At 68.9% G+C, this 18,724-nt stretch carries 18 protein-coding genes; 10 read left to right on the forward strand and 8 right to left on the reverse strand.

Translation table 11 applies throughout. From position 1 onward, the window contains the following. Positions 1 to 34 precede the first annotated feature (34 nt). Positions 35 to 256 carry a DUF2093 domain-containing protein gene (locus tag AC1DDA_RS05730; RefSeq protein WP_441510871.1) on the reverse strand — a complete coding sequence of 74 codons (222 nt, stop codon included), beginning with the start codon at positions 254 to 256 and terminating at the stop codon, positions 35 to 37. 110 nt (positions 257 to 366) lie between these two features. On the opposite strand from AC1DDA_RS05730, the gene AC1DDA_RS05735 reads away from it, so the two are divergent. After that, entirely contained in the window at positions 367 to 1,179 is an 813-nt protein-coding gene (locus tag AC1DDA_RS05735) for a dienelactone hydrolase family protein (RefSeq protein WP_441510870.1), read from the forward strand. 3 nt (positions 1,180 to 1,182) lie between these two features. Here AC1DDA_RS05735 and xseA read toward each other — a convergent pair whose 3' ends face one another. Beyond that, positions 1,183 to 2,778 carry an exodeoxyribonuclease VII large subunit gene (gene xseA / locus AC1DDA_RS05740; protein ID WP_476794982.1) on the reverse strand — a complete coding sequence of 532 codons (1,596 nt, stop codon included), beginning with the start codon at positions 2,776 to 2,778 and terminating at the stop codon, positions 1,183 to 1,185. A 224-nt stretch (positions 2,779 to 3,002) separates the two neighbouring features. On the opposite strand from xseA, the gene purD reads away from it, so the two are divergent. From purD to AC1DDA_RS05755, 3 genes are read left to right on the forward strand one after another with little or no spacing between them, the layout of a single operon-like run. Then, positions 3,003 to 4,280, forward strand: a complete 1,278-nt coding sequence (gene purD, locus AC1DDA_RS05745; RefSeq protein ID WP_476794983.1) for a phosphoribosylamine--glycine ligase — start codon at positions 3,003 to 3,005, stop codon at positions 4,278 to 4,280. Between the two features lie 33 nt (positions 4,281 to 4,313). After that, on the forward strand, positions 4,314 to 5,228 hold the full coding sequence (locus AC1DDA_RS05750) for an alpha/beta fold hydrolase (RefSeq protein ID WP_476794984.1): 915 nt from the start codon (positions 4,314 to 4,316) through the stop codon (positions 5,226 to 5,228). 22 nt (positions 5,229 to 5,250) lie between these two features. Beyond that, a complete protein-coding gene (locus tag AC1DDA_RS05755; protein ID WP_476794985.1) occupies positions 5,251 to 6,126 on the forward strand; it encodes a patatin-like phospholipase family protein in 876 nt (291 codons plus the stop codon). Here the strand turns inward: AC1DDA_RS05755 and AC1DDA_RS05760 are convergent. Continuing rightward, entirely contained in the window at positions 6,074 to 6,844 is a 771-nt protein-coding gene (locus tag AC1DDA_RS05760; protein ID WP_476794986.1) for an ArsR/SmtB family transcription factor, read from the reverse strand. The genes AC1DDA_RS05755 and AC1DDA_RS05760 overlap by 53 nt on opposite strands. A gap of 105 nt (positions 6,845 to 6,949) precedes the next feature. Here AC1DDA_RS05760 and AC1DDA_RS05765 point away from each other — a divergent pair, with 105 nt between their 5' ends. Together AC1DDA_RS05765 and AC1DDA_RS05770 are read left to right on the forward strand one after the other, a co-directional pair. Then, on the forward strand, positions 6,950 to 7,693 hold the full coding sequence (locus AC1DDA_RS05765; protein ID WP_476794987.1) for a sulfite exporter TauE/SafE family protein: 744 nt from the start codon (positions 6,950 to 6,952) through the stop codon (positions 7,691 to 7,693). A 103-nt stretch (positions 7,694 to 7,796) separates the two neighbouring features. Then, positions 7,797 to 8,048, forward strand: a complete 252-nt coding sequence (locus AC1DDA_RS05770) for a hypothetical protein (RefSeq protein WP_441510863.1) — start codon at positions 7,797 to 7,799, stop codon at positions 8,046 to 8,048. Positions 8,049 to 8,162: 114 nt separating this feature from the next. On the opposite strand, the gene AC1DDA_RS05775 is transcribed toward AC1DDA_RS05770, so the two are convergent. After that, complete coding sequence (locus AC1DDA_RS05775; RefSeq protein WP_441510862.1) at positions 8,163 to 8,627, reverse strand: nucleoside deaminase; 465 nt, start codon at positions 8,625 to 8,627, stop codon at positions 8,163 to 8,165. A 123-nt stretch (positions 8,628 to 8,750) separates the two neighbouring features. On the opposite strand from AC1DDA_RS05775, the gene AC1DDA_RS05780 reads away from it, so the two are divergent. The 4 genes from AC1DDA_RS05780 (at position 8,751) to AC1DDA_RS05795 (ending at position 12,656) form a co-directional block, all read left to right on the forward strand. Further along, the gene (locus AC1DDA_RS05780) at positions 8,751 to 10,892 is read left to right on the forward strand and encodes a pseudouridine synthase (protein ID WP_476794988.1); all 2,142 of its coding nucleotides are present in this window, start codon (positions 8,751 to 8,753) and stop codon (positions 10,890 to 10,892) included. Between the two features lie 3 nt (positions 10,893 to 10,895). Further along, positions 10,896 to 11,456: a 16S rRNA (guanine(966)-N(2))-methyltransferase RsmD gene (gene rsmD / locus AC1DDA_RS05785; protein WP_476794989.1), complete on the forward strand. Its 561-nt coding sequence runs from the start codon at positions 10,896 to 10,898 to the stop codon at positions 11,454 to 11,456. Positions 11,457 to 11,625: 169 nt separating this feature from the next. After that, entirely contained in the window at positions 11,626 to 12,288 is a 663-nt protein-coding gene (locus AC1DDA_RS05790) for a hypothetical protein (protein ID WP_476794990.1), read from the forward strand. Positions 12,289 to 12,299: 11 nt separating this feature from the next. Further along, on the forward strand, positions 12,300 to 12,656 hold the full coding sequence (locus AC1DDA_RS05795; RefSeq protein WP_476794991.1) for a DUF2019 domain-containing protein: 357 nt from the start codon (positions 12,300 to 12,302) through the stop codon (positions 12,654 to 12,656). A 4-nt stretch (positions 12,657 to 12,660) separates the two neighbouring features. Here AC1DDA_RS05795 and mutL read toward each other — a convergent pair whose 3' ends face one another. The 4 genes from mutL to AC1DDA_RS05815 all read right to left on the reverse strand — a co-directional run bounded on the left by mutL (position 12,661) and on the right by AC1DDA_RS05815 (position 18,633). Next, entirely contained in the window at positions 12,661 to 14,466 is a 1,806-nt protein-coding gene (gene mutL / locus AC1DDA_RS05800; protein WP_476794992.1) for a DNA mismatch repair endonuclease MutL, read from the reverse strand. A 164-nt stretch (positions 14,467 to 14,630) separates the two neighbouring features. Further along, positions 14,631 to 15,956 (reverse strand): glucose-6-phosphate isomerase, encoded by a 1,326-nt coding sequence (locus AC1DDA_RS05805; RefSeq protein ID WP_476794993.1) that lies wholly within the window; start codon positions 15,954 to 15,956, stop codon positions 14,631 to 14,633. Positions 15,957 to 15,993: 37 nt separating this feature from the next. Further along, complete coding sequence (locus AC1DDA_RS05810; RefSeq protein ID WP_476794994.1) at positions 15,994 to 17,289, reverse strand: M16 family metallopeptidase; 1,296 nt, start codon at positions 17,287 to 17,289, stop codon at positions 15,994 to 15,996. A 54-nt stretch (positions 17,290 to 17,343) separates the two neighbouring features. Then, complete coding sequence (locus AC1DDA_RS05815; RefSeq protein ID WP_441510853.1) at positions 17,344 to 18,633, reverse strand: M16 family metallopeptidase; 1,290 nt, start codon at positions 18,631 to 18,633, stop codon at positions 17,344 to 17,346. Positions 18,634 to 18,724: the final 91 nt, after the last annotated feature.

The raw sequence follows: 18,724 nt of genomic DNA on the forward strand, positions 1-18,724 counted from the left end.
AACATTCACCGCGCCCGACAGGACGCGCGGCGATCTAGGCGCGCCCGGCCCGGCGCAGCCTGAGCATCACGGCTTCCGGTGAAGCATAGGCCTCCTGCCACTCGATCGACCAATAGCGCAGATCCTCCAGCCGGATCGGCGCCGAAGTCACTGCGCAGCGCACGAAGGCGCCGGGCTTCACGACGCGGAACTCGCCGGGGCCGTAATCGATGACCGCCTCGGGGCCGCTCGGAGGGAGACGCTCGCTGATGTTCATCAAATTCGCATCAAATCATTGATCGGGAAACGGAAAGCCGGGATACTCCGCCGCTTGTGATAACCCTCTGGTCGACGATGTCCAGTCTGCAGCGCCTCGCGGCGTGTCTGATGAGCCTTGCACTGCTTGCAGCCCCGGCCGCCATGGCTGCAGGCTACGAGCGCGTGTCGATTCCGATGGACGGAGGCCATCTCGACGGCGTTTTCTATCGCCCGGCAGGCCCTGGCCCGTTCCCGGCCGTCGTCGCCCTGCATGGTTGCGGCGGCCTGTGGCGCGAGCAAGGCAGATTGTCGGTTCGCCATACGGATTGGGGCGAGAGGCTCTCCGCCGCCGGCTTTGCCGTGCTCATGCCTGACAGCTACGGCTCACGCGGGCTCGGTTCGCAATGCGGCGTCAAGGATCTGACGGTGCGGGCCGGGCGCGAGCGCGTGGCCGATGCCACCGCGACGCGGGCCTGGCTACAGCAGCGCAGCGACATCAAGCCGGGCATGATCTCGCTCCTCGGCTGGTCGGGCGGTGGCTCGACCGTGCTGGCTGCGATCCGCATGGAACGTGCCCCCGCTGACGGCAAGCCCGATTTCAAGCGCGCCGTCGCGTTCTACCCGGCCTGCCGGCTGCAATCGGAATCCCCGTCCTTCTCCGCTCGTCTCCCCCTGCTGATCCTGATGGGGGATGCCGACGACTGGACCCCGGCCGCGCCCTGCGGCTACCTTGCCAAGGCTGCGCAGGCGCGCGGCGAACACGTCGGCATCGTGCTCTATCCCGGCGTGCTGCATGATTTCGATCATCCGCGTCTCGAGGTCAGGGAGCGCGAGAACATCGCCTATTCCGCGAGCGGCACCGGCAAGGTCACCGTCGGCACCAACATGGCCGCGCGGGAAGACGCGCTGAAGCGCGTCAGCACCTTCCTCAATATGCCCTGATCGTCAGAACAGATCGCCCTGCGTGCCAGTGGCTGGTCCCTTACGCACGGGACGCGAGGCTGAGGGCTTCGCGCCGCCGGGCTCGGTCCCGGAGACTGTGACGCCGAAGCTGCCATCTGCGAGCTGGACCGAGAAAGCCTGCCCCGGCTGGGCCGCTCCGACACTGCGCACCAGCGCACCCGCCTCGTCGCGGATCAGAGCGTAGCCACGCGACAGCACAGCCTCCGGGCCGAGCGAGCGGATCAGAGCCCAGAGCGAGGCGAGCCGGTCGGTGCGCCGATGCAGCGCCTGGCCGAAGGCGCGCTCGGCCCGTTCCGCCAGCACAGTGCCGCGTTCTCGGCGCTGGACCAGGCTCTGGCCGAAGGCATTGCGCGCCCGCGCTTCCAGCGTCGCCAGCCGGTCGCGGACATGGGCGATACGTGTGCGTTCGCCGGCGATGGCATTGCCCCTGGCCGCGGCAAGGACGCGACCGAAACCGGCGAGCTCCGCCCGCAGCCGGGCGAGCGCGACGCGGGGCGAACGCGCCTCCAGCCGGCGCGACAGGGCCTGCAGCGCCTGTTCATGAGCACGGGCGTTGCGGGCGAGCGCAGGTGCCAGTCGCGTCGCGGCGAGATCGAGCCGCTGGCGTGGGCCGGAGAGCACCGCCTCGGGGCCCGGAAGGGCGCGGGCGAGCGCTCGCAAATCGCTGCGGCGGCGATCCGACAGGCGGCGCATCGCCCCGGCATGGCGGCGCGACAGATCGGCGACGAAGCCCATCAGTTCGGCCCGCACGGGCACGACCTTCTCGGCCGCGCCGGTGGGCGTCGGCGCTCGCAGGTCGGCTGCGAAATCGATCAGCGTCGTGTCGGTCTCATGGCCTACCGCCGAGACGAGCGGGATCTCAGAGGCCGCCGCCGCACGGACCACGATCTCCTCGTTGAAGCTCATCAGGTCTTCGAGCGAGCCGCCGCCGCGCGCGACGATGATGACGTCCGGCCGCGGGATGCGCCCGCCTTCCGGCAGCGCGTTGAAGCCGGCGATGGCGTTGGCGACCTCGGCGGCGCTGGTCTCGCCCTGCACCCTGACCGGCCAGACCAGGACCTGGCGGGGGAAGCGATCCTCCAGCCTGTGCAGGATATCGCGGATGACAGCCCCTGTCGGCGAGGTCACGACGCCGATGACGGAAGGCAGATAGGGGATGAGCTGCTTGCGCTCCTCGGCGAAGAGCCCCTCCGCCGCAAGCCGCTTGCGACGCTCATCAAGCAGCGCCATCAGCGCGCCGACGCCGGCCGGCTCCAGCGAATCGATGACGATCTGATAGCTCGACTTGCCGGCGAAGGTGGTGATCTTGCCGGTGGCGATGACCTCAAGGCCTTCCTGCGGCCGCGTCTTCAGCCGGCCGAACACGCCCTTCCAGATCACTGCGTCGATCTTGGCGTTGGTGTCCTTGAGCGAGAAATAGACATGGCCGGAGGCGACGGGGCCGCGATAGCCGGAAATCTCGCCGCGCACGCGCACGAAGCCGAAGGCGTCCTCGATCGTGCGCTTCAGCGCGCCGGAGAGGTCCGAGACAGACCATTCGGGAGCATTGCCGGTCGGCAGGGGCGATTCGGTGTTCATGACCGGACCATAACGGCCCGGCCCGCACAGCAGAAGCGTTGCCCGCAGGGCGCCGGGCGGCTATGCCCAGCCGAGCCCTCATCCTGAGGAGCGGCGGAACGCGGCGTCTCGAAGGATGCTTCAGTGCGCGCTGGAACATCCTTCGAGACGCGCTCCGGCGGAGCGCTCCTCAGGATGAGGGCTGAACTTCCTGCAATAGGAACCCGGTCAGCGGAGATGACGCCATGAAGATTCTTCTGATCGGTTCGGGCGGACGCGAGCATGCGCTCGCCTGGGCGATTTCGGCCTCGCCGCTCTGCGACACGCTCTTCATCGCGCCGGGCAACCCCGGCACTGCGCAATGCGGAGAGAATGTCGCGGTCGACGTCGCCGACCACGCCGCCGTCGTCGCCTTCTGCCGATTGCAGGGGATCGACCTCGTCGTGGTCGGCCCGGAAGGTCCGCTGGTCGCCGGCATCGCCGACGATCTCCGCCAGGCCAGCATCAAGGTCTTCGGTCCGTCGAAGGCCGCCGCGCAGCTCGAAGGCTCGAAGGGCTTCACCAAGGAGCTCTGCGCCGAATTCGACATCCCGACCGCAGGCTTCGGCCGCTTCAGCGATGCCGCCTCGGCCAAGGCCTATGTCGCGGACAAGGGCGCGCCGATCGTGATCAAGGCCGACGGGCTTGCCGCCGGCAAGGGCGTGATCATGGCCGAGACGCTGGATGAGGCGAACGAAGCCATCGACATGATGTTCGCAGGCGGGTTCGGCTCGGCCGGCGCCGAGGTCGTGATCGAGGAATGGATGATCGGCGAGGAAGCGAGCTTCTTCGCGCTCTGCGACGGCGCGCACGCCCTCGCGCTCGCCTCGGCGCAGGACCACAAGCGTGTCGGCGATGGCGACACCGGCCCCAACACCGGCGGCATGGGCGCCTATTCGCCCGCGCCCGTGATGACGCCCGCACTGGAAGAGCGCGTCATGGCCGAGATCATCCGGCCGACGCTCGCCGGCATGGCCAAGCGCGGCACTCCCTTCCAGGGCGTGCTCTTCGCCGGGTTGATGCTCACGGCGCAGGGACCGAAGTTGATCGAATACAATACCCGCTTCGGCGATCCCGAATGCGAGGTGCTGATGCCGCGCCTCAAGAGCGACATCGTGCCGGCGCTGCTCGCGTGCTGCGACGGCGTGCTCGACAATGTCGACCTGCGCTGGCGGGACGAAGTGGCGCTCACCGTCGTGCTCGCGGCCAGGGGCTATCCGGCAAAGCCCGAGACCGGCAGCGTCATCCGCAAGGTCGAAGAAGCCGAGGCGCTGGACGAAGTACTCGTCTTCCATGCCGGCACCAAGCTGGCGAATGGCGATCTCGTCGCCAATGGCGGGCGCGTGCTCAATGTCGTCGGGCTCGGCAAGAGCGTGCGTGAAGCGCAGGCGCGCGCCTATGAGGCGGTCGACAGGATCGACTGGCCGGAAGGCTTCTGCCGCCGCGACATCGGCTGGCAGGCGGTGAAGCGCGAGCAAGGCTGACAGGACGCCTCGGCCGGAGCTATGCTCCCGGCCATGGCGAACATCGACAGTCTCTTCCCGGGTTTCAAGGCGCATTGGATCGACGGGCCGGTCGGCAAGATCTTCGCGCGCGTCGGCGGCGAAGGACCGCCGCTGGTGCTGATCCACGGGTTCCCGCAGACCCATGCCGAGTGGCACCGGCTGGCGCCGGAGCTGGCGAAGACCCACACCGTCATCTGCCCCGATCTACGCGGCTATGGCTGGTCGGCAGCGCCGCATGGCGACGGCGGCAAGGCGACCTACACCAAGCGCGGCATGGGCGAGGACATCGTCGCCGTGATGCAGGCGCTCGGCCATCTGCGTTTCGGCGTGATCGGCCATGATCGCGGCGCGCGGGTCGCATATCGGCTGGCGCTCGACCATCCCGGCCGCGTCGAGCGGCTGGTGCTGCTCGACATCCTGCCGACCGTCTCGATGTGGGAGGGCATGAACGCGGCCCGGGCCATGCAGGTCTATCACTGGACCTTCCTGGCACAGCCCGAGCCGATCCCTGAGAACCTGCTCAAGGCCGACGCCGTCGGCTGGCTCGACCGCACCATCGCGAGCTGGAGCCGGGCGAAGAACCTCGACCTGTTCGACCCGCTGGCCATGCAATCCTACGCGGAATCGTTCAGCGACCCGTCGCGCACGCATGCCGCCTGCGAGGATTATCGCGCCGGCGCCACCACCGACGTCGAGCACGACAAGGCCGATCTCACCGCGGGCAAGCGCATCCTCTGCCCGACACTGGTGCTCTGGGGCGAAGCCGGCATCCCGGCCAAGGGCGCGAGCCCGCTCGAAATCTGGCGAAAGACCTTCGCGCCGCAGGCGGAAGGTCAGGCGATCGACAGCGGGCACTTCCTGCCGGAAGAGAATCCGCAGGCGACGCTCGCGGCGCTGAAGCCTTTCCTGGCCCAGGCCGTCGCCTGAGGCCAAGCGCGGAACGGAAGGCATGCCACGTTCCAGCAACGCCGACCTCTCGCAAGCCTCCGGCGGCACGCCCGAGATCGCGCTGGTGCTCGGCGCCGGCGGGGCGCGGGGCCTGAGCCACATCGCAGTGCTGGAGGCCTTCGACGAACTCGGTCTCAAGCCCGCGCGGATCTCCGGCTGCTCGATCGGCGCCATCGTCGGCGCTGCCTATGCCGCCGGCCTATCCGGCCGCGATCTGCGCGAGCATGTGCTTGCGACCTTCCGCGACCGGGCGCGCGCGGTCGCAAGGCTGCTAGAGGCCCGCATCGGCCGCCTGACCGATCTCGTACGCGGTCTCGGCAATCCCGTCCTGATCGATGGCGAGCGGCTGCTCGACCTGTTCTGGCCGGAAGCCGTGCCCGACCGCTTCGAGGAACTGGCTATCCCGTTCAGCGCGGTTGCGGCGGATTACCACCGCCATGCAGAGGTTATGCTGCATGAGGGGCCGCTGACGCCGGCGGTTGCCGCTTCGCTCGCCATTCCCGGGCTGGTGCGGCCGGTCGCACTCGGCGGGCGCGTGCTGATCGACGGTGGCGCCATCGATCCCCTGCCCTATCGGGAGTTGCTGGCGCCCGGCCGCGTCGTCGTCGCGATCGATGTCAGCGCACCGACGACGGCGACGAGCGACACGCGCATCCCCGGGGCAATGGAGGCGATCGTCGGCGCCTCGCAGATCCTGACCCGCACGCTGGTCCAGCGCATGATCGAGCAGCAGCCGCCCGACATTCTGATCCGGGCGGGCGCCGACCGCATCGGTGGACTAGACTTCTTCAAGGCGAAAGCGATCCTCGCGGCTGCCGAGCCGATCAAGGACGAGGTAAAGCGAGCGCTGGAGCGGGCTCTCGAACCACCGGGCTGAGCGGCTCCAGCGCATCGCAGCGGAAGCCGGGGAGCGCGTTTTCGAGCACCGCCCCGCCCTCCTCTGTCAGGACGACGGCGCGGCTCTCCTTGCGGCGACGGACCCAGTCCATCTCGAAGCAGCGGCAGGCCAGCGCCGCAGCGAGATGGCCGGCGAGATGCGGCCGGCGCTCGCTCCAGTCGAGGCAGGGGCGCAGCGCCGCACGGCGGCTCCGGCTGCTCGCGCCCGGATCGACGCCGAGAGCGGAAAAAATCGCGTTGCCCGACGGCGTCAGCGCATAGCCGCCCTCGCTGACGGCGAGGTGGCCGCCGGCCATCAGCGCGTCATGAATGCCGATGCCGAGCCGCCCGGCGAAATGATCGTAGCAGGTGCGGGCCTCGCTCAACTCCGCACCGACACGCGAAGGCAGGCGCCGGCTCGTCCCGTCCAAATTGGCCAGAACCATCAGGCCTTCCAGCGCCGCCGCGACTTCCGGCCCGGCCAGCCTGTAGTAGCGATGGCGTCCTTGCACGGCGACGTCGATCAACCCGCCCTGCATCAGCTTGGCGAGGTGACCGCTCGCCGTCTGCGGCGCGACGCCCGCGATCCAGGCGAGTTCCTTGGCCGTTAGCGCACGGCCATCCATCAGCGCGTGCAGCATGTTGGCGCGGGCCGGATCGCCCATCAGATGGGCGATCTCCGCGAGATAGGGGCCGGAATAGCGACTTGGCGTGCTCATCGCCGCATGATGCGCCATCGCAGCCGTGCCGCAAGCGGGAACACTACGGCGCCCGCCGTAGCATCGGGCAGCGACAGCCGGCACAGCCAATGCCACAAGCAGGACATGGACAACACGACTCTCCTCCTCTTCGTCACCGCGACCTTCGTGCTCGCCGGCTTCGTCAAGGGCGTGATCGGGCTGGGGCTGCCGACCATCGCCGTCGGCATCCTCGGCGTGGTGATGGCACCGGCGCAGGCGGCGGCGCTCCTCGTGGTCCCCAATCTCGTCACCAATGGCTGGCAGATCACGACAGGCCCAAAGCTCGGCGCGACGCTGAAGCGGCTCACTCCCATGCTGGCCGCCATATGCGTGGGCACCTGGGCCGGCGCCGGGTTGTTGCAGCAGCAAAAGGACGGCACGCCCACACTCTGGCTCGGCCTTGCGCTCGTGCTCTACGCGCTGGTCGGCCTCAAGGCGGCGAAGCTGCGCGTGCCGCCGGGCTGGGAAAGCTGGCTCGGCCCCATCATCGGCCTGACGACCGGCGTCGTCACCGCCGCCACCGGCGTCTTCGTGCTGCCGGCCGTGCCCTATCTGCAGGCGCTCGGCTTCGACAAGGACGAGCTGGTGCAGGCGCTCGGCATTTCCTTCATCGTCTCGACGCTCGCCCTCTCCTTCGGCCTGATCGGCGCCGGCGCGCTCAACGGCACCGTCGCCTGGCAATCTCTGCTCGCGCTTGTTCCGGCGCTGGCCGGCATGGGCGCCGGCCAGTTCATCCGCAGCCGCATCTCGCCCGCCACGTTCAAGATCTGCTTCTTCGCCGGCCTGCTGGCGCTCGGTGCCTATTTGTGCTGGCGCAGCCTTGCATAACGGCGCGTATCTTGCTTAAGGACCGGCGGGGGCACATCGCCGGTCTTAACCAAGCGCTAACCATAGGAGCGCAGCGTCGACCGGCCGCAACAGGAGCGCCTGCATGGATGCCTTCACCATGGTCGTCATGGCCTGCGTCACCGGCGAAGCACATTGCGCCACCAGCCGGATCAGCGAGATGGAGTTCACGTCCATCCAAGCCTGCGAAGCCCGGATCGACGACATCACGCGCTCGATGACCAAGGAATTCAGCAAGCGCCCGGAATTCAAGGGCCGGCGGGTGACCTATGACGTCTCCTGCATGGACCGCGCGCAACTTGCGCAGAAGTTCGGCATCGACTCGTCGGACACCTGAGCTGACATCCCAGCGTCATGCTCGGGCTTGACCCGAGCATCTCGGAAACCAGTGCCTTCTGGTCCTGAGATTCTCGGGTCTACGCTTCGCTCCGCCCGAGAATGACGCTGGTGGCTACCGCCGCTCGCGGAAGAACTCCCGCAGCAGCGTCGCCGCCTCGGTCTCGCGCAAACCGCCATAGACCTCCGGCACATGGTGGCAGGTCGGGCTCTCATAGAGCCTGACCCCGTTCTCGACCGCGCCGCCCTTCGGGTCGCCCGCGCCGAAATAGAGCCGCCTGATCCGCGCGAAGGAGATTGCCGCGGCGCACATCGGGCAGGGTTCGAGCGTGACGTAGAGATCGCAGCCGATCAGCCGCTCGCTGCCGATCTCTTCGCAGGCGAGCCTGAGCGCCAGCATCTCGGCATGAGCGCTCGGGTCCTTCAGCTCCAGCGTACGGTTGCCAGCGCTGGCAAGGACCGCGCCATCGCGCACCACCACCGCGCCGACCGGCACCTCGCCGCGCAAGGCGGCGGCCTTCGCCTCGTCGAAGGCGAGCGCCATCGCGTCGAACGCGGAGGATGATTGCGGTTTCGACATCATAAACCCCAGCTTTGGCGCTCGCAGCGAGGGAAAGCCTCTGCTACAAGCGCCGGTTATAGCGAATAAGCGAGCCAGGCCTCTCCCGCAAAGCGGTTGTGCTCGGCCGGCTCAGGAGCAGCCATGAAAGACGACGACAACAACAGAGGCCGCGGCCCACGCAAGGGCGGTGGCGCCGGCGGCCGTGGACCCGGCTCCGGTGGCAAAGGCTTCGGCGGCAAGCCCTTCGGCAGCCGCCCCGGCGGTGAAGGCCGTGGACCCGCGCGCGATGGCGAGCGTAAGCCGTTCCGTAGCCGCCCAGCCGGTGACGACCGCCCCGCCCGTGACGGCGAGCGCAAGCCCTTCCGCGGCCATTCGGCTGGCGATGAGCGCCCGGCCCGCCGCTTCGAGCGCCCTGCTGGCGGCGAGGGCGAAGCTGCGCGCCCGCGCCGCTTCGACGGCGACAGACCGGCCCGCGTGAGAGCCGAGGGCGAAGGCCGCGGCTTCCGCGAACGCTCCGGCGAGGAGCGCCCCCGCCGTCCGGCCCGCACGGGCGAGCGTCCCTTCGCCGGCCGCGACAGGCCGCAGGGCGACCGGCCGCCGCGTGGCGAGGGCCGCGATGGCGAGAAGCGTTTTTCGCGCCCGCGCGCGCCACGCTTCGAAGGCCATGAGGACCGTCCGCGCCGCCCGCGCGAGGATGCGCCCGAGCGTAAGCTGATCACAGCGGAAGAGCCGGAGCGGATCGCCAAGGTGATGGCGCGCGCCGGCGTCGCCTCGCGCCGCGACAGCGAGGCGATGATCGAGGAAGGCCGTGTCAGCGTGAACGGCAGGGTGCTGGAAAGCCCGGCCTTCGACGTGAAGCCGACCGATATCGTGCTGATCGATGGCGAGCCGCTGCCGGCCCGCGAGCGCACGCGGCTCTGGCTCTACCACAAGCCGCGCGGCGTGGTGACGACCAATTTCGACCCGGAAGGCCGGCCGACCGTCTTCGACGTGCTGCCGGAAGACCTGCCGCGCGTGCTCACCATCGGCCGGCTCGACATCAACACCGAAGGCCTTCTGCTGCTGACCAATGATGGCGGGCTGGCGCGGGTGCTGGAGCTGCCGGAGACGGGCTGGCTCAGGCGCTACCGCGTGCGCGCCTTCGGCGAGGTGACGCAGGACGTGCTCGACACGGTGAAGGACGGCGTCACCATCGACGGCATCCAGTACGGGCCGGTGATCGCCCGCTTCGAGCGCCAGCAGGGCTTCAACACATGGCTGACGGTCGACCTGCGCGAGGGCAAGAACCGCGAGGTCAAGACCGTGCTCGAGCATCTCGGGCTGACGGTGAACCGGCTGATCCGCATCTCCTTCGGTCCCTTCCAGCTCGGCGAACTGGCTGAGGGCGAGGCCGACGAGATCCGATCGCGCGTGCTGCAGGACCAGCTCGGCACGGAGCTTGCCGCCAAGGCCGGCGCCGATTTCGAGTCGCCGCGCCGCGACGCCCTGCCCGCCGCGCCGCGCCCGGCTCCGGCCGGCGACGACCGCCCGCGCCGACGCCGCGACGCCGCCGAGGACCAACATGAAGCGCGCCGCGAGGCTGTGCGCGAGTTGCGCGGCGACAAGCCGTGGACCCGCACCGTCTGGCGCGATGCGGAAACAGAGCCACAGCGCGAGGGCAAGACGCCGCCGCGCCGCGGCGCCGACCCGAAGCTGGAACGGCAGGAGCGCGAGGCTTCCGGTGAGGTCCGGCGCCGGCGCGATACGCCGATCGCCGACCCGAAGGGCCGGCGCGTGCTGGTCGAGCGCGTCGGTGCCCCCGCTCCCGAGGAGCGCGCTGCGCCCGCACCGGACAGCAAGCGCAGGCCGGATCGCAAGCCGCGCCACGAACGTGGCGGCGAGGAGGCTCGCGCACCGCGCTCCTTCGAGCGCTCCAGCGGCGACGAGAGGCCGGCACGGCGCCCGCGCGCCGAAGGCAGCGGGCGCGACCGCGGCGAAGAGCGGCCCTGGCAGGACCGCGCTCCACGCGGCGAGCGCCCGGACCGGGCCCCGCGCGATGGCGCCGACCGCCCGGCCCGTCGCTTCAGCGAGCGACCTGCCGAGGACCGGCCGCGTGGCCGCAGCTTCGGCGACAAGCCCGCCGGCAAAAGCTTCGGTGGCAAGAGCTTCGGCTCTCGCTCCTCCGAGCGGCCGGCCGGTGGCGGACGCCCCTTTGGCGGCAAGCCGAGTGGGGGGCGACCGAGTGGCGACAAGGGACCGCGCCCGCCTGGCCGGGGTCCGCGTCCCGGCGGCAAGCGCGGCTAAGCGATGCGGATCGTCGGCGGACGCCTGGGCGGCCGGCCTCTGGCCGGCCCGAAGCCGGGGATCGGCAGCATCAGGCCGACCTCGGACCGCCTGCGCGAAGCGCTGTTCAACGTGCTGACTCATGCTTATGGCGACGCGGTCGAGAGCGCCCGCGTACTCGACCTCTTCGCCGGCACCGGCGCGCTGGGCTTCGAGGCGCTCTCGCGCGGAGCGGGCTTTGCGCTCTTGGTCGATGACGGCACCGAGGCGCGCGGCATCATCCGCGAAAACCAGATGGCGCTCGGCCTCGCCGGCTTCAGCCGCATCTTCCGCCGCGACGCGACCAAGCTCGGCCCCATCACCGGCATGGCGCCGTTCGGCCTCGTCTTCTGCGACCCGCCCTATCGCAAGAGGCTCGGTGAGAAGGCGCTGGTTTCAGCCCGCGAAGGCGGCTGGCTCGCGCCGGACGCACTGATCGTGCTGGAAGAGGCTGCGGATGCCGAGATCAGCCTCCCCGATGGCTTCGAGGAGCTGGAGCGGCGGACTTACGGCGAGACGCAGGTGATCCTGCTGCGGATTTCGTAGACCGCTGGTCGCCGCGAACAGGCCCGCGGCGGCGTACTTATCCCCGGCTCCTCTTCCGCGCTTAATCTCCGCATCCGCCGCGGAGACCAAGCGCCGGATGCCAATCAGACATTCCATCGAACCCAACGGGCGCGCACGCATAGCCCGCCGCCATGCCGTTGCATGCCAATTGGCCGGCGAGCGCATGATGCGCGCTCTCGCCCGGCTGCAAGCACTCGTCGAGAAGGGCGGGTTCAATCGCGATCAGCCGCGCGTGCCGGCGGGCAGCCCGGAGGGAGGGCAATGGGCGGGCGGCCAGGGCGCCAACCAAAGACAGCCCGGCATCGGCGACAATGGCGGCCCGGCGCTCGACCAAACCAACAATCCGCCCAGCAGGAAGCCGTCGAAGACCCAGGCGGCCAAGACGCTGGCACGGGCGATCGCGCTGCGAGCGCTGAGACCCGCGGGCCGGATCGGCGCTGCCTTGATGGCAATCGAGGTCGGTCACTGGCTCTATACCGAATACCCCTCGATCCGGTCCTATCAGGACGAGCCGAAGACACTCGCGGAGCTTCAGCAGCATGTCGGCGAGCGCAGACCCGGCTATGATGACCACCACATCGTCGAGCGGGGCGCCGGATCACGCGAAAGCTTTCCCCCCTCCGCGACCGATGGCGTGGACAACATCGTCAGCATCCCGCGATATAAGCATCATGAGGTCACGGGATGGTATGCAAGGAAGAATATTAGTTTTGGCAACCTCGCGCCGCGCGATTATCTGCGCGGCAAGAATTGGGCAGAGCATTTAGAGGTTGGCCATCATGCCCTCAGACTGTTCAAGGTGCTGAAATGAGCCCATCAAAGTTGAAATCACTCACGACCGAAGAGTTGACACGCCTCTTCGAGCAGCTCTGTATCCAGCAATACGATGCTATCGAAGGCAACTTGATCGCCAGCTACAATAGGCGTTACGATAAAATTCTGGCCATACAGAACGAGCTAAAATCCCGCCCCGGAGATCAGCGGCGGGTTCTTATGGGCTTGTTTGGACATCCCAACATGCAAGTCCGTCTAACCGCTGCGCATGCCAATCTCGCGGTCGATTACATCGCCGCGCGGCGTGAGCTGCAGGCCATCGTCGATGCACAGTGGTTTCCGCAGGCCGGCGACGCCGGCATGACGCTGGAGAACCTCGACTCCGGCTTCTATCGGCCGACCTGACCCTTCACCGCCGCCCGAACAGCCGCTCGATATCGCTGAGCTTCAATTCGACATAGGTCGGCCGGCCGTGGTTGCACTGGCCGGAATTGGGCGTGATCTCCATCTCGCGCAGCAGCGCGTCCATCTCCTCGGGTCGCATGCGGCGGCCGGCGCGGACCGAGTTGTGGCAGGCCATCGTCGCTAGCACATGGTCGAGCCGGCGCTCCAAAGAGCCGGCCGTGCCGTGCTCGGCCAGCGCATCGGCGACGTCGCGGACGAGCCGCTGGAGATTGCCGCCGGCAAGCTGGCTTGGGGCCTCGCGCACCAAGACCGCGCCCGGCCCGAAGGACTCCAGGACGAGGCCGAGGCTTTCGAGCTCGCTGCCCGCCGCGATCAGGCGGTCGGAGTCGACGGGATCGAGCTCGACCACTTCCGGCAGCAGCAGGGGCTGGCGGGCAATGCCGGAGCGAGCGCGCTCGGCCTTCAGCCGCTCATAGACCAGCCGCTCATGGGCGGCGTGCTGGTCGACGATGACGACGCCCTCGCGGGTCTGGGCGACAATATAGGTCTCGTGGAGCTGGGCACGCGGGGCGCCGAGCGGCCGGTCGAGCGCGTCGGGCGAAGGCTCGGCGAGATGCGCGCGGGCGTCGGCGGAGGGCGCGGCGAAATCGGAGAAGCCCGCCTGCGGAGTCGATGACGAGACCGAGGGCGGCGCACTCCAACTCGGCACTGAGGGGAAGCTCGGGCGCGGAATCGCGTTGCCGTTGCCGCCCATCGAGAGCACGGCGCGGAAGGCGTCGAGCGTGCGGGCGCCGCCCGTCGTGGTGGCGCGGTGGCCGGCGGCGGCGAGCGCCGCCTTCAGGCCGGAAACGACGAGACCGCGCACCAAAGCGGGATCGCGGAAACGGACCTCGCTCTTGGCGGGGTGGACGTTGACGTCGACCGAGCGCGGATCGCAGACTACGTCGAGGAAGAGCACCGGGTGGCGATCGGAGGGCACGACGTCGGCATAGGCGCCGCGCACGGCCGAGAGCAGCAATTTGTCGCGAACCGGGCGACCGTTGACGGCAAGATGCACGCCGGCGGAGGTGCCGCGATGAAAGGTCGGCAAACCGGCGAAGCCGAAGATGCGGAAGCCTTCGCGCTCGGCCTCGATCTTCAGTGCGTTCTCTGGGAAGTCGCGGCCGAGCGCCCGGCCGAGACGGCGCAGCAACCCCTCCTCCCCGATCGGCTCGGCCGGCCAGTCGAAGGCGCTGACGTGCTCGCCCTCCAGCGAGAAGCGGATTTCGGGATGGGCGATGGCGAGGCGCCTGAGCATCTCGGAGACGGCCTGCGCCTCGGCGCGGTCGCTCTTCAGGAATTTGAGGCGGGCCGGAGTGAAGATGAAGAGGTCGCTGACCTCGATGCGGGTCCCGACTGCCGCGGCAACGGGACGGACGACGCCCTTATCGCCGGCCTCGACGACGAGGCCGGATCCCTGCGGCGCATCGTGCCGGCGCGTCGCGATGGAGAGCCGTGCCACCGAGCCGATCGAGGGCAGCGCCTCGCCGCGGAAGCCGAGCGTGCCGATGGCGAAGAGGTCGCCCTCCGGCAGCTTGGAGGTGGCGTGTCGCTCGACGGCGAGTTCGAGATCCGCCGGCGTCATGCCGGCGCCGTCGTCGACGACGCGGATCAATTCGCGTCCGCCGCCGATAATGGTCACGGCGACCGAACGCGCGCCGGCATCGATGGCGTTCTCGACCAGTTCCTTCACGGCCGCAGCCGGCCGCTCGATCACCTCGCCAGCGGCGATGCGGTCGACCAGGACGGGATCGAGGCGGCGGACGTTCATGGGTTCAACGTGTTCTTTCGGCCGCGAGCACCTTGCCCGTCATTCTCGGGCGGAGCGCAGCGCAGACCCGAGAATCTCTTTCCGCAGGAGGCTCCCGAGCCTTCATGTCATGAGATGCTCGGGTCAAGCCCGGGCATGACGCGTCTGCGCCGCAGAACCGGGACTCAAGCCCGCCCTTCGGCAAGATAGCGCTTGGCGAGGAGCTTCGCCTCCTCCACCGCCGGCTGGTCGAAGGGATCCACCCCCATCGCGTAGCCGGTGAGGATCGTCTCCAGCATGAAATGCATCAGCATCTCGCCATGGCTGGTCTCGTCGATGCGCTCGACATGGAAGCGGCGGACGGCACAGCCGTTCTTGGCGAATGTGTCGATCATGGCGATGCCTTGAGCCGCCACCATGTCGCCGATGGTCTTGCCGGCGAAATCGGCCTGCCCGATCTTCTCCGCGAGGCCCGCGTCGATCTGCGGGCCCTTGCCCTTCACGCCGGTCGTCACGACGGTGAAGAACTTGTCCTTGGGGCCGGCGAGATAGAGCTGCTGCTGCGAATGCTGGTCGACGGGACCGAGCGCGCCGACGGGCTGTGTGCCCTGCCCGTCCTTGCCGAGGCTCTCGGCCCAGAGCTGCATCCACCAGCGGGTGAGCAATGCGAGCTTGTCGGCATAGGGCATGAGCACGGCGATGTTCTTGCCCGAGCGCATGGCGGCCAGATGCAGCGCGGCGCCGACAGCTGCGGGGGTCTCACGGACATCCTTGCCGGCAAAGAGCGGCGCCACCGCGCGGCCGGCGCCGAGCCTCAGCGCCTCGATATCGAGGCCGAGCACGGCGGCCGGCAGCAGGCCGCAATTGGTCAGCACGGAATAGCGCCCGCCGACGTCGGTGTGGTGTTCGAGGAAGGGGGTGCCGAAGGGTTCCAGCAGCGCGCGCAGCGGATGGAGCTTGCCGGGCTTGCCCGGCTCGGAAAGCCCCTGGAAATGGTCGCCGATCTGCTGATCGGTGAGATGCGCGCCGCGCAGCGCCTCAATCGCGGCGATCGACTGCAGGAGCGTCTCGCCGGTGCCGCCCGATTTCGAGATGGCCACGAATTTGGTCGTCTTGAGCGGCAGCTTGGCGAGCAGCGCCGCATAGGTCGCCGGGTCGAGATTGTCGATGAAGTGGACGCGCGGGCCGGACGTGAAGTGGGAGAGGCCGGCGATGCCGTAGCCGGTGAGCTGCGCCAGCGTCTGGCCGCCGAGGCTGGAGCCGCCGGTGCCAAGCACCAGCACGTCGGTGGTGCCGCCGGCCTTGAGCCGCTCGGCGGCGGCCTTCACGGGTGCCAGATCGGCCGTGTCGCTCGGCAGCTTCAGCAGCGGCAGCGAACCGTCCTTCGCCTGCCCCTGCAGCTTCGCCAGCGCAGGCTTGAGATCGGCCAGCGCCTTCTCGAAGGCCGCGTCGGGAATGCCTCCCTTGCCGACCTTGGATTCGAGCGCGAGATCGAAGCTTTGCTGAAGCATGAAGAGGATCCGTATCGACGAGGAGACGAAGGCTATTTCAGACCAGCCCGACCGGCTTGCCAACCGCCTGAACGAGCAGGTCGGGGTTGCCGAAGAGGCGATGGGCAACGCGCTTGACGTCATCGAGCGTCACGGCCGCGAAGAGACCGTTGCGGCGGGCGAGGAAATCAGGCGTGTCGCCGCGCAGCGCGAGAGCCAGCAATTCCCCGGCGATCTTCGGCGAGGTGTCGAAGCGAAGCGGGTAGGAGCCGATGATGTAGCGCTTCGCTTCCTCGACCTCGTGCTCGCTCGGCCCGTCATGGGCGAGCTTCAGCATCTCCTCGCGGATCACCTTCATCGATTCGGCGGCGCGGTCGTTGCGGGTGGCGGTGCCGCCAACGAGCATGGCGCTCTCCCGCAGCGGCATCAGGCTGGAGGATACGCCATAGGCAAGGCCGCGCTTCTCGCGCACTTCCATGAACAGGCGCGAAGTGAAGGCCGAGCCGCCGAGGATGTGGTTCAGCACACTTGCTGGGATGAAGTCCGGATCATGCCACATCAGCCCCGGCCCGACGAAGCGAAGCACGGTCTGCGGGACGTCGAGATCGATGACATGGGTCTGGCCCAGCCCCTGAATCGGCAGTGGCTGAGGCGGGCGCGGACGGGACACGCCCTGTGGCAGCGCACCGAACAGCAGATCAAGGCGCCCGGCGAGTTCGGCCGCGGTGATGTCGCCGACCACGACGATCTTGAGCCCGCCGCGATCGAGCAATGCCGGCGTCAGCGCCTTCAGCGCCGGAGCCGCCAGTTTCGAGACACTGTCGACGTCGCCCTTCTCGGGCCGGCCATAGGCATGGCCGGGGAAGGCCGCGGCGAAAAGCGCGTTGCGGCACATGACTTCGGGGTTCTTCGCCTGGCGCTGCAGCCCGGCGATGATCTGGGCCTGGACACGGCCGACCGCATCGGCATCGAAGCGTGGCTGATTCAGCGCCAGCGCCAGCAGGTCGAAGGCGGTGTCGCGATGGCTCGACAAGGTCTGGACATGTCCGTGGAAATCGTCGCGGCGGGCCTCGAAACCGAGGCTGATCGCATGATCGGCCAGCCGGCCCTGAAAGGCCTCGGCATCGAGATCGCCGGCACCTTCATCGAGCAGGCCCGAGATCAGATAGGCGCTGCCGGCCGCGTTTTCCGGGTCACGGCTGGCGCCACCGTCGAAGGCGAAATCGACCGCGATCAGCGGCAGGCTGTGCTCCTCGACGAGCCACGCCTCGATGCCGCCCGGCGAGCGGACGCTCTGGACCGCAAGGGCGGGGCCGGCCGTGTTGAGGTCGGGTGTCGGAATCGGCGCGTTCATGTCGCTTCCTGTCGGCGGAGCCTGGCGTCCGCCCGTTCGGTGAGACGGCAAGGATCAGGCGGGCAGCAGCAGGCCGGTGACGCTGCGACCAGGCTTCAGATAGCGGCGCGCCGCTTCGACCACCGCATCGCGGCTGACGGCCTCGATGCGCTGCGGCCAGGCGAGCACGTCCTCGACCGTCTCGCCGACCGCCAGCGCCGAGCCGAAGATGCGCGCCAGCGAAGCCTGGTTGTCGCGGGCGAACACCGTCTCGGCGACGAGCCGCGTGCGGGCGCGCGCCAGCTCCAGCTCGCTCGGCCCGTCGGCCAGGAAGCTGGCAAGCGCGGCATCGAGCCCCGCCTCCATCGCCGCCATCTCGACACCGGGGCGCGGGCTGGCGGAAAGCTGGAAGGCGGCGCGGTCCACCATCGAACCCATGAAATAGGCGCTGGCGCCAGCCGCGAGCTCGTCCTCGACGCAGAGCTTGCGATAGAGCCGCGAGGTCGTCCCGCCGCCGAGGATCTCGGCGACGAGTTCGAGCGCCAGAACCTCTTCGCGCTCTCCAGTCGTGTAGGTCGGGGTCAGCCACCCCCGGCGCAGCGAAGGCTGCTGCACGCGCGGGTCGTTCAGCGCAACCCGGCGCGAGGCGCGCGGCTCGGGCTCGCTCGGGCGGCTGCGGACAGGCGCCGCGCCGCGGGCCGCGATCTTGCCGTAGCTCTCATTGGCGAGACGCCGCACCTCGGCGGCATCGGTATCGCCGGCCACGACGAGGATCGCGTTCTCGGGCGTGTAGAAGCGCTGATAGTAGGCGAAGGCGTCGTCGCGATTCAGACGCTCGATCTCATGCTCCCAGCCGATGATCGGCGTGCCATAGGGATGGTGGAAGAACAGCGAAGCGGAGAATTCCTCGCCGAGCTGGGCAGCCGGATCGGAATCGACGCGCATGCGCCGCTCCTCCAGCACCACGTCGCGCTCGGGTCCGACCACGCTCTCGTCGAAGGAGAGGCCGGTCATCCGGTCGGCCTCGTAATCCATCATCGCGCGCAGATGCTCCTTCGGCACGCGCTGGAAATAGGCGGTGTAGTCGTAGGAGGTGAAGGCGTTCTCCTGTCCGCCGAAGCCTGCGACGATCTTCGAGAACTCGCCGGCGGGCCAGCGTTCGGTGCCCTTGAACATCAGATGCTCGAGGAAATGCGCGATGCCCGATTTGCCGGCCGGATCGTCGGCGGAACCATTGCGATACCAGACCATATGGGTGACGACCGGCGCCCGATGGTCCTTCACGACGACGACGTCGAGGCCATTGTCGAGCCGGAAGGCTTCGACGGGCTCAGCCAGACCGGGCTGGCGCGCATGGATGTTCACCTGACGCGATCTCCTGCTGAGACACAAAGGGCGGGCACGATGCGCCCGCCCCGGAAGAGAACTTGGTCAGCTTGTCCCGCTTCGGCAAGAG

The organism is Allobosea sp. 10N428, from assembly GCF_056394545.1.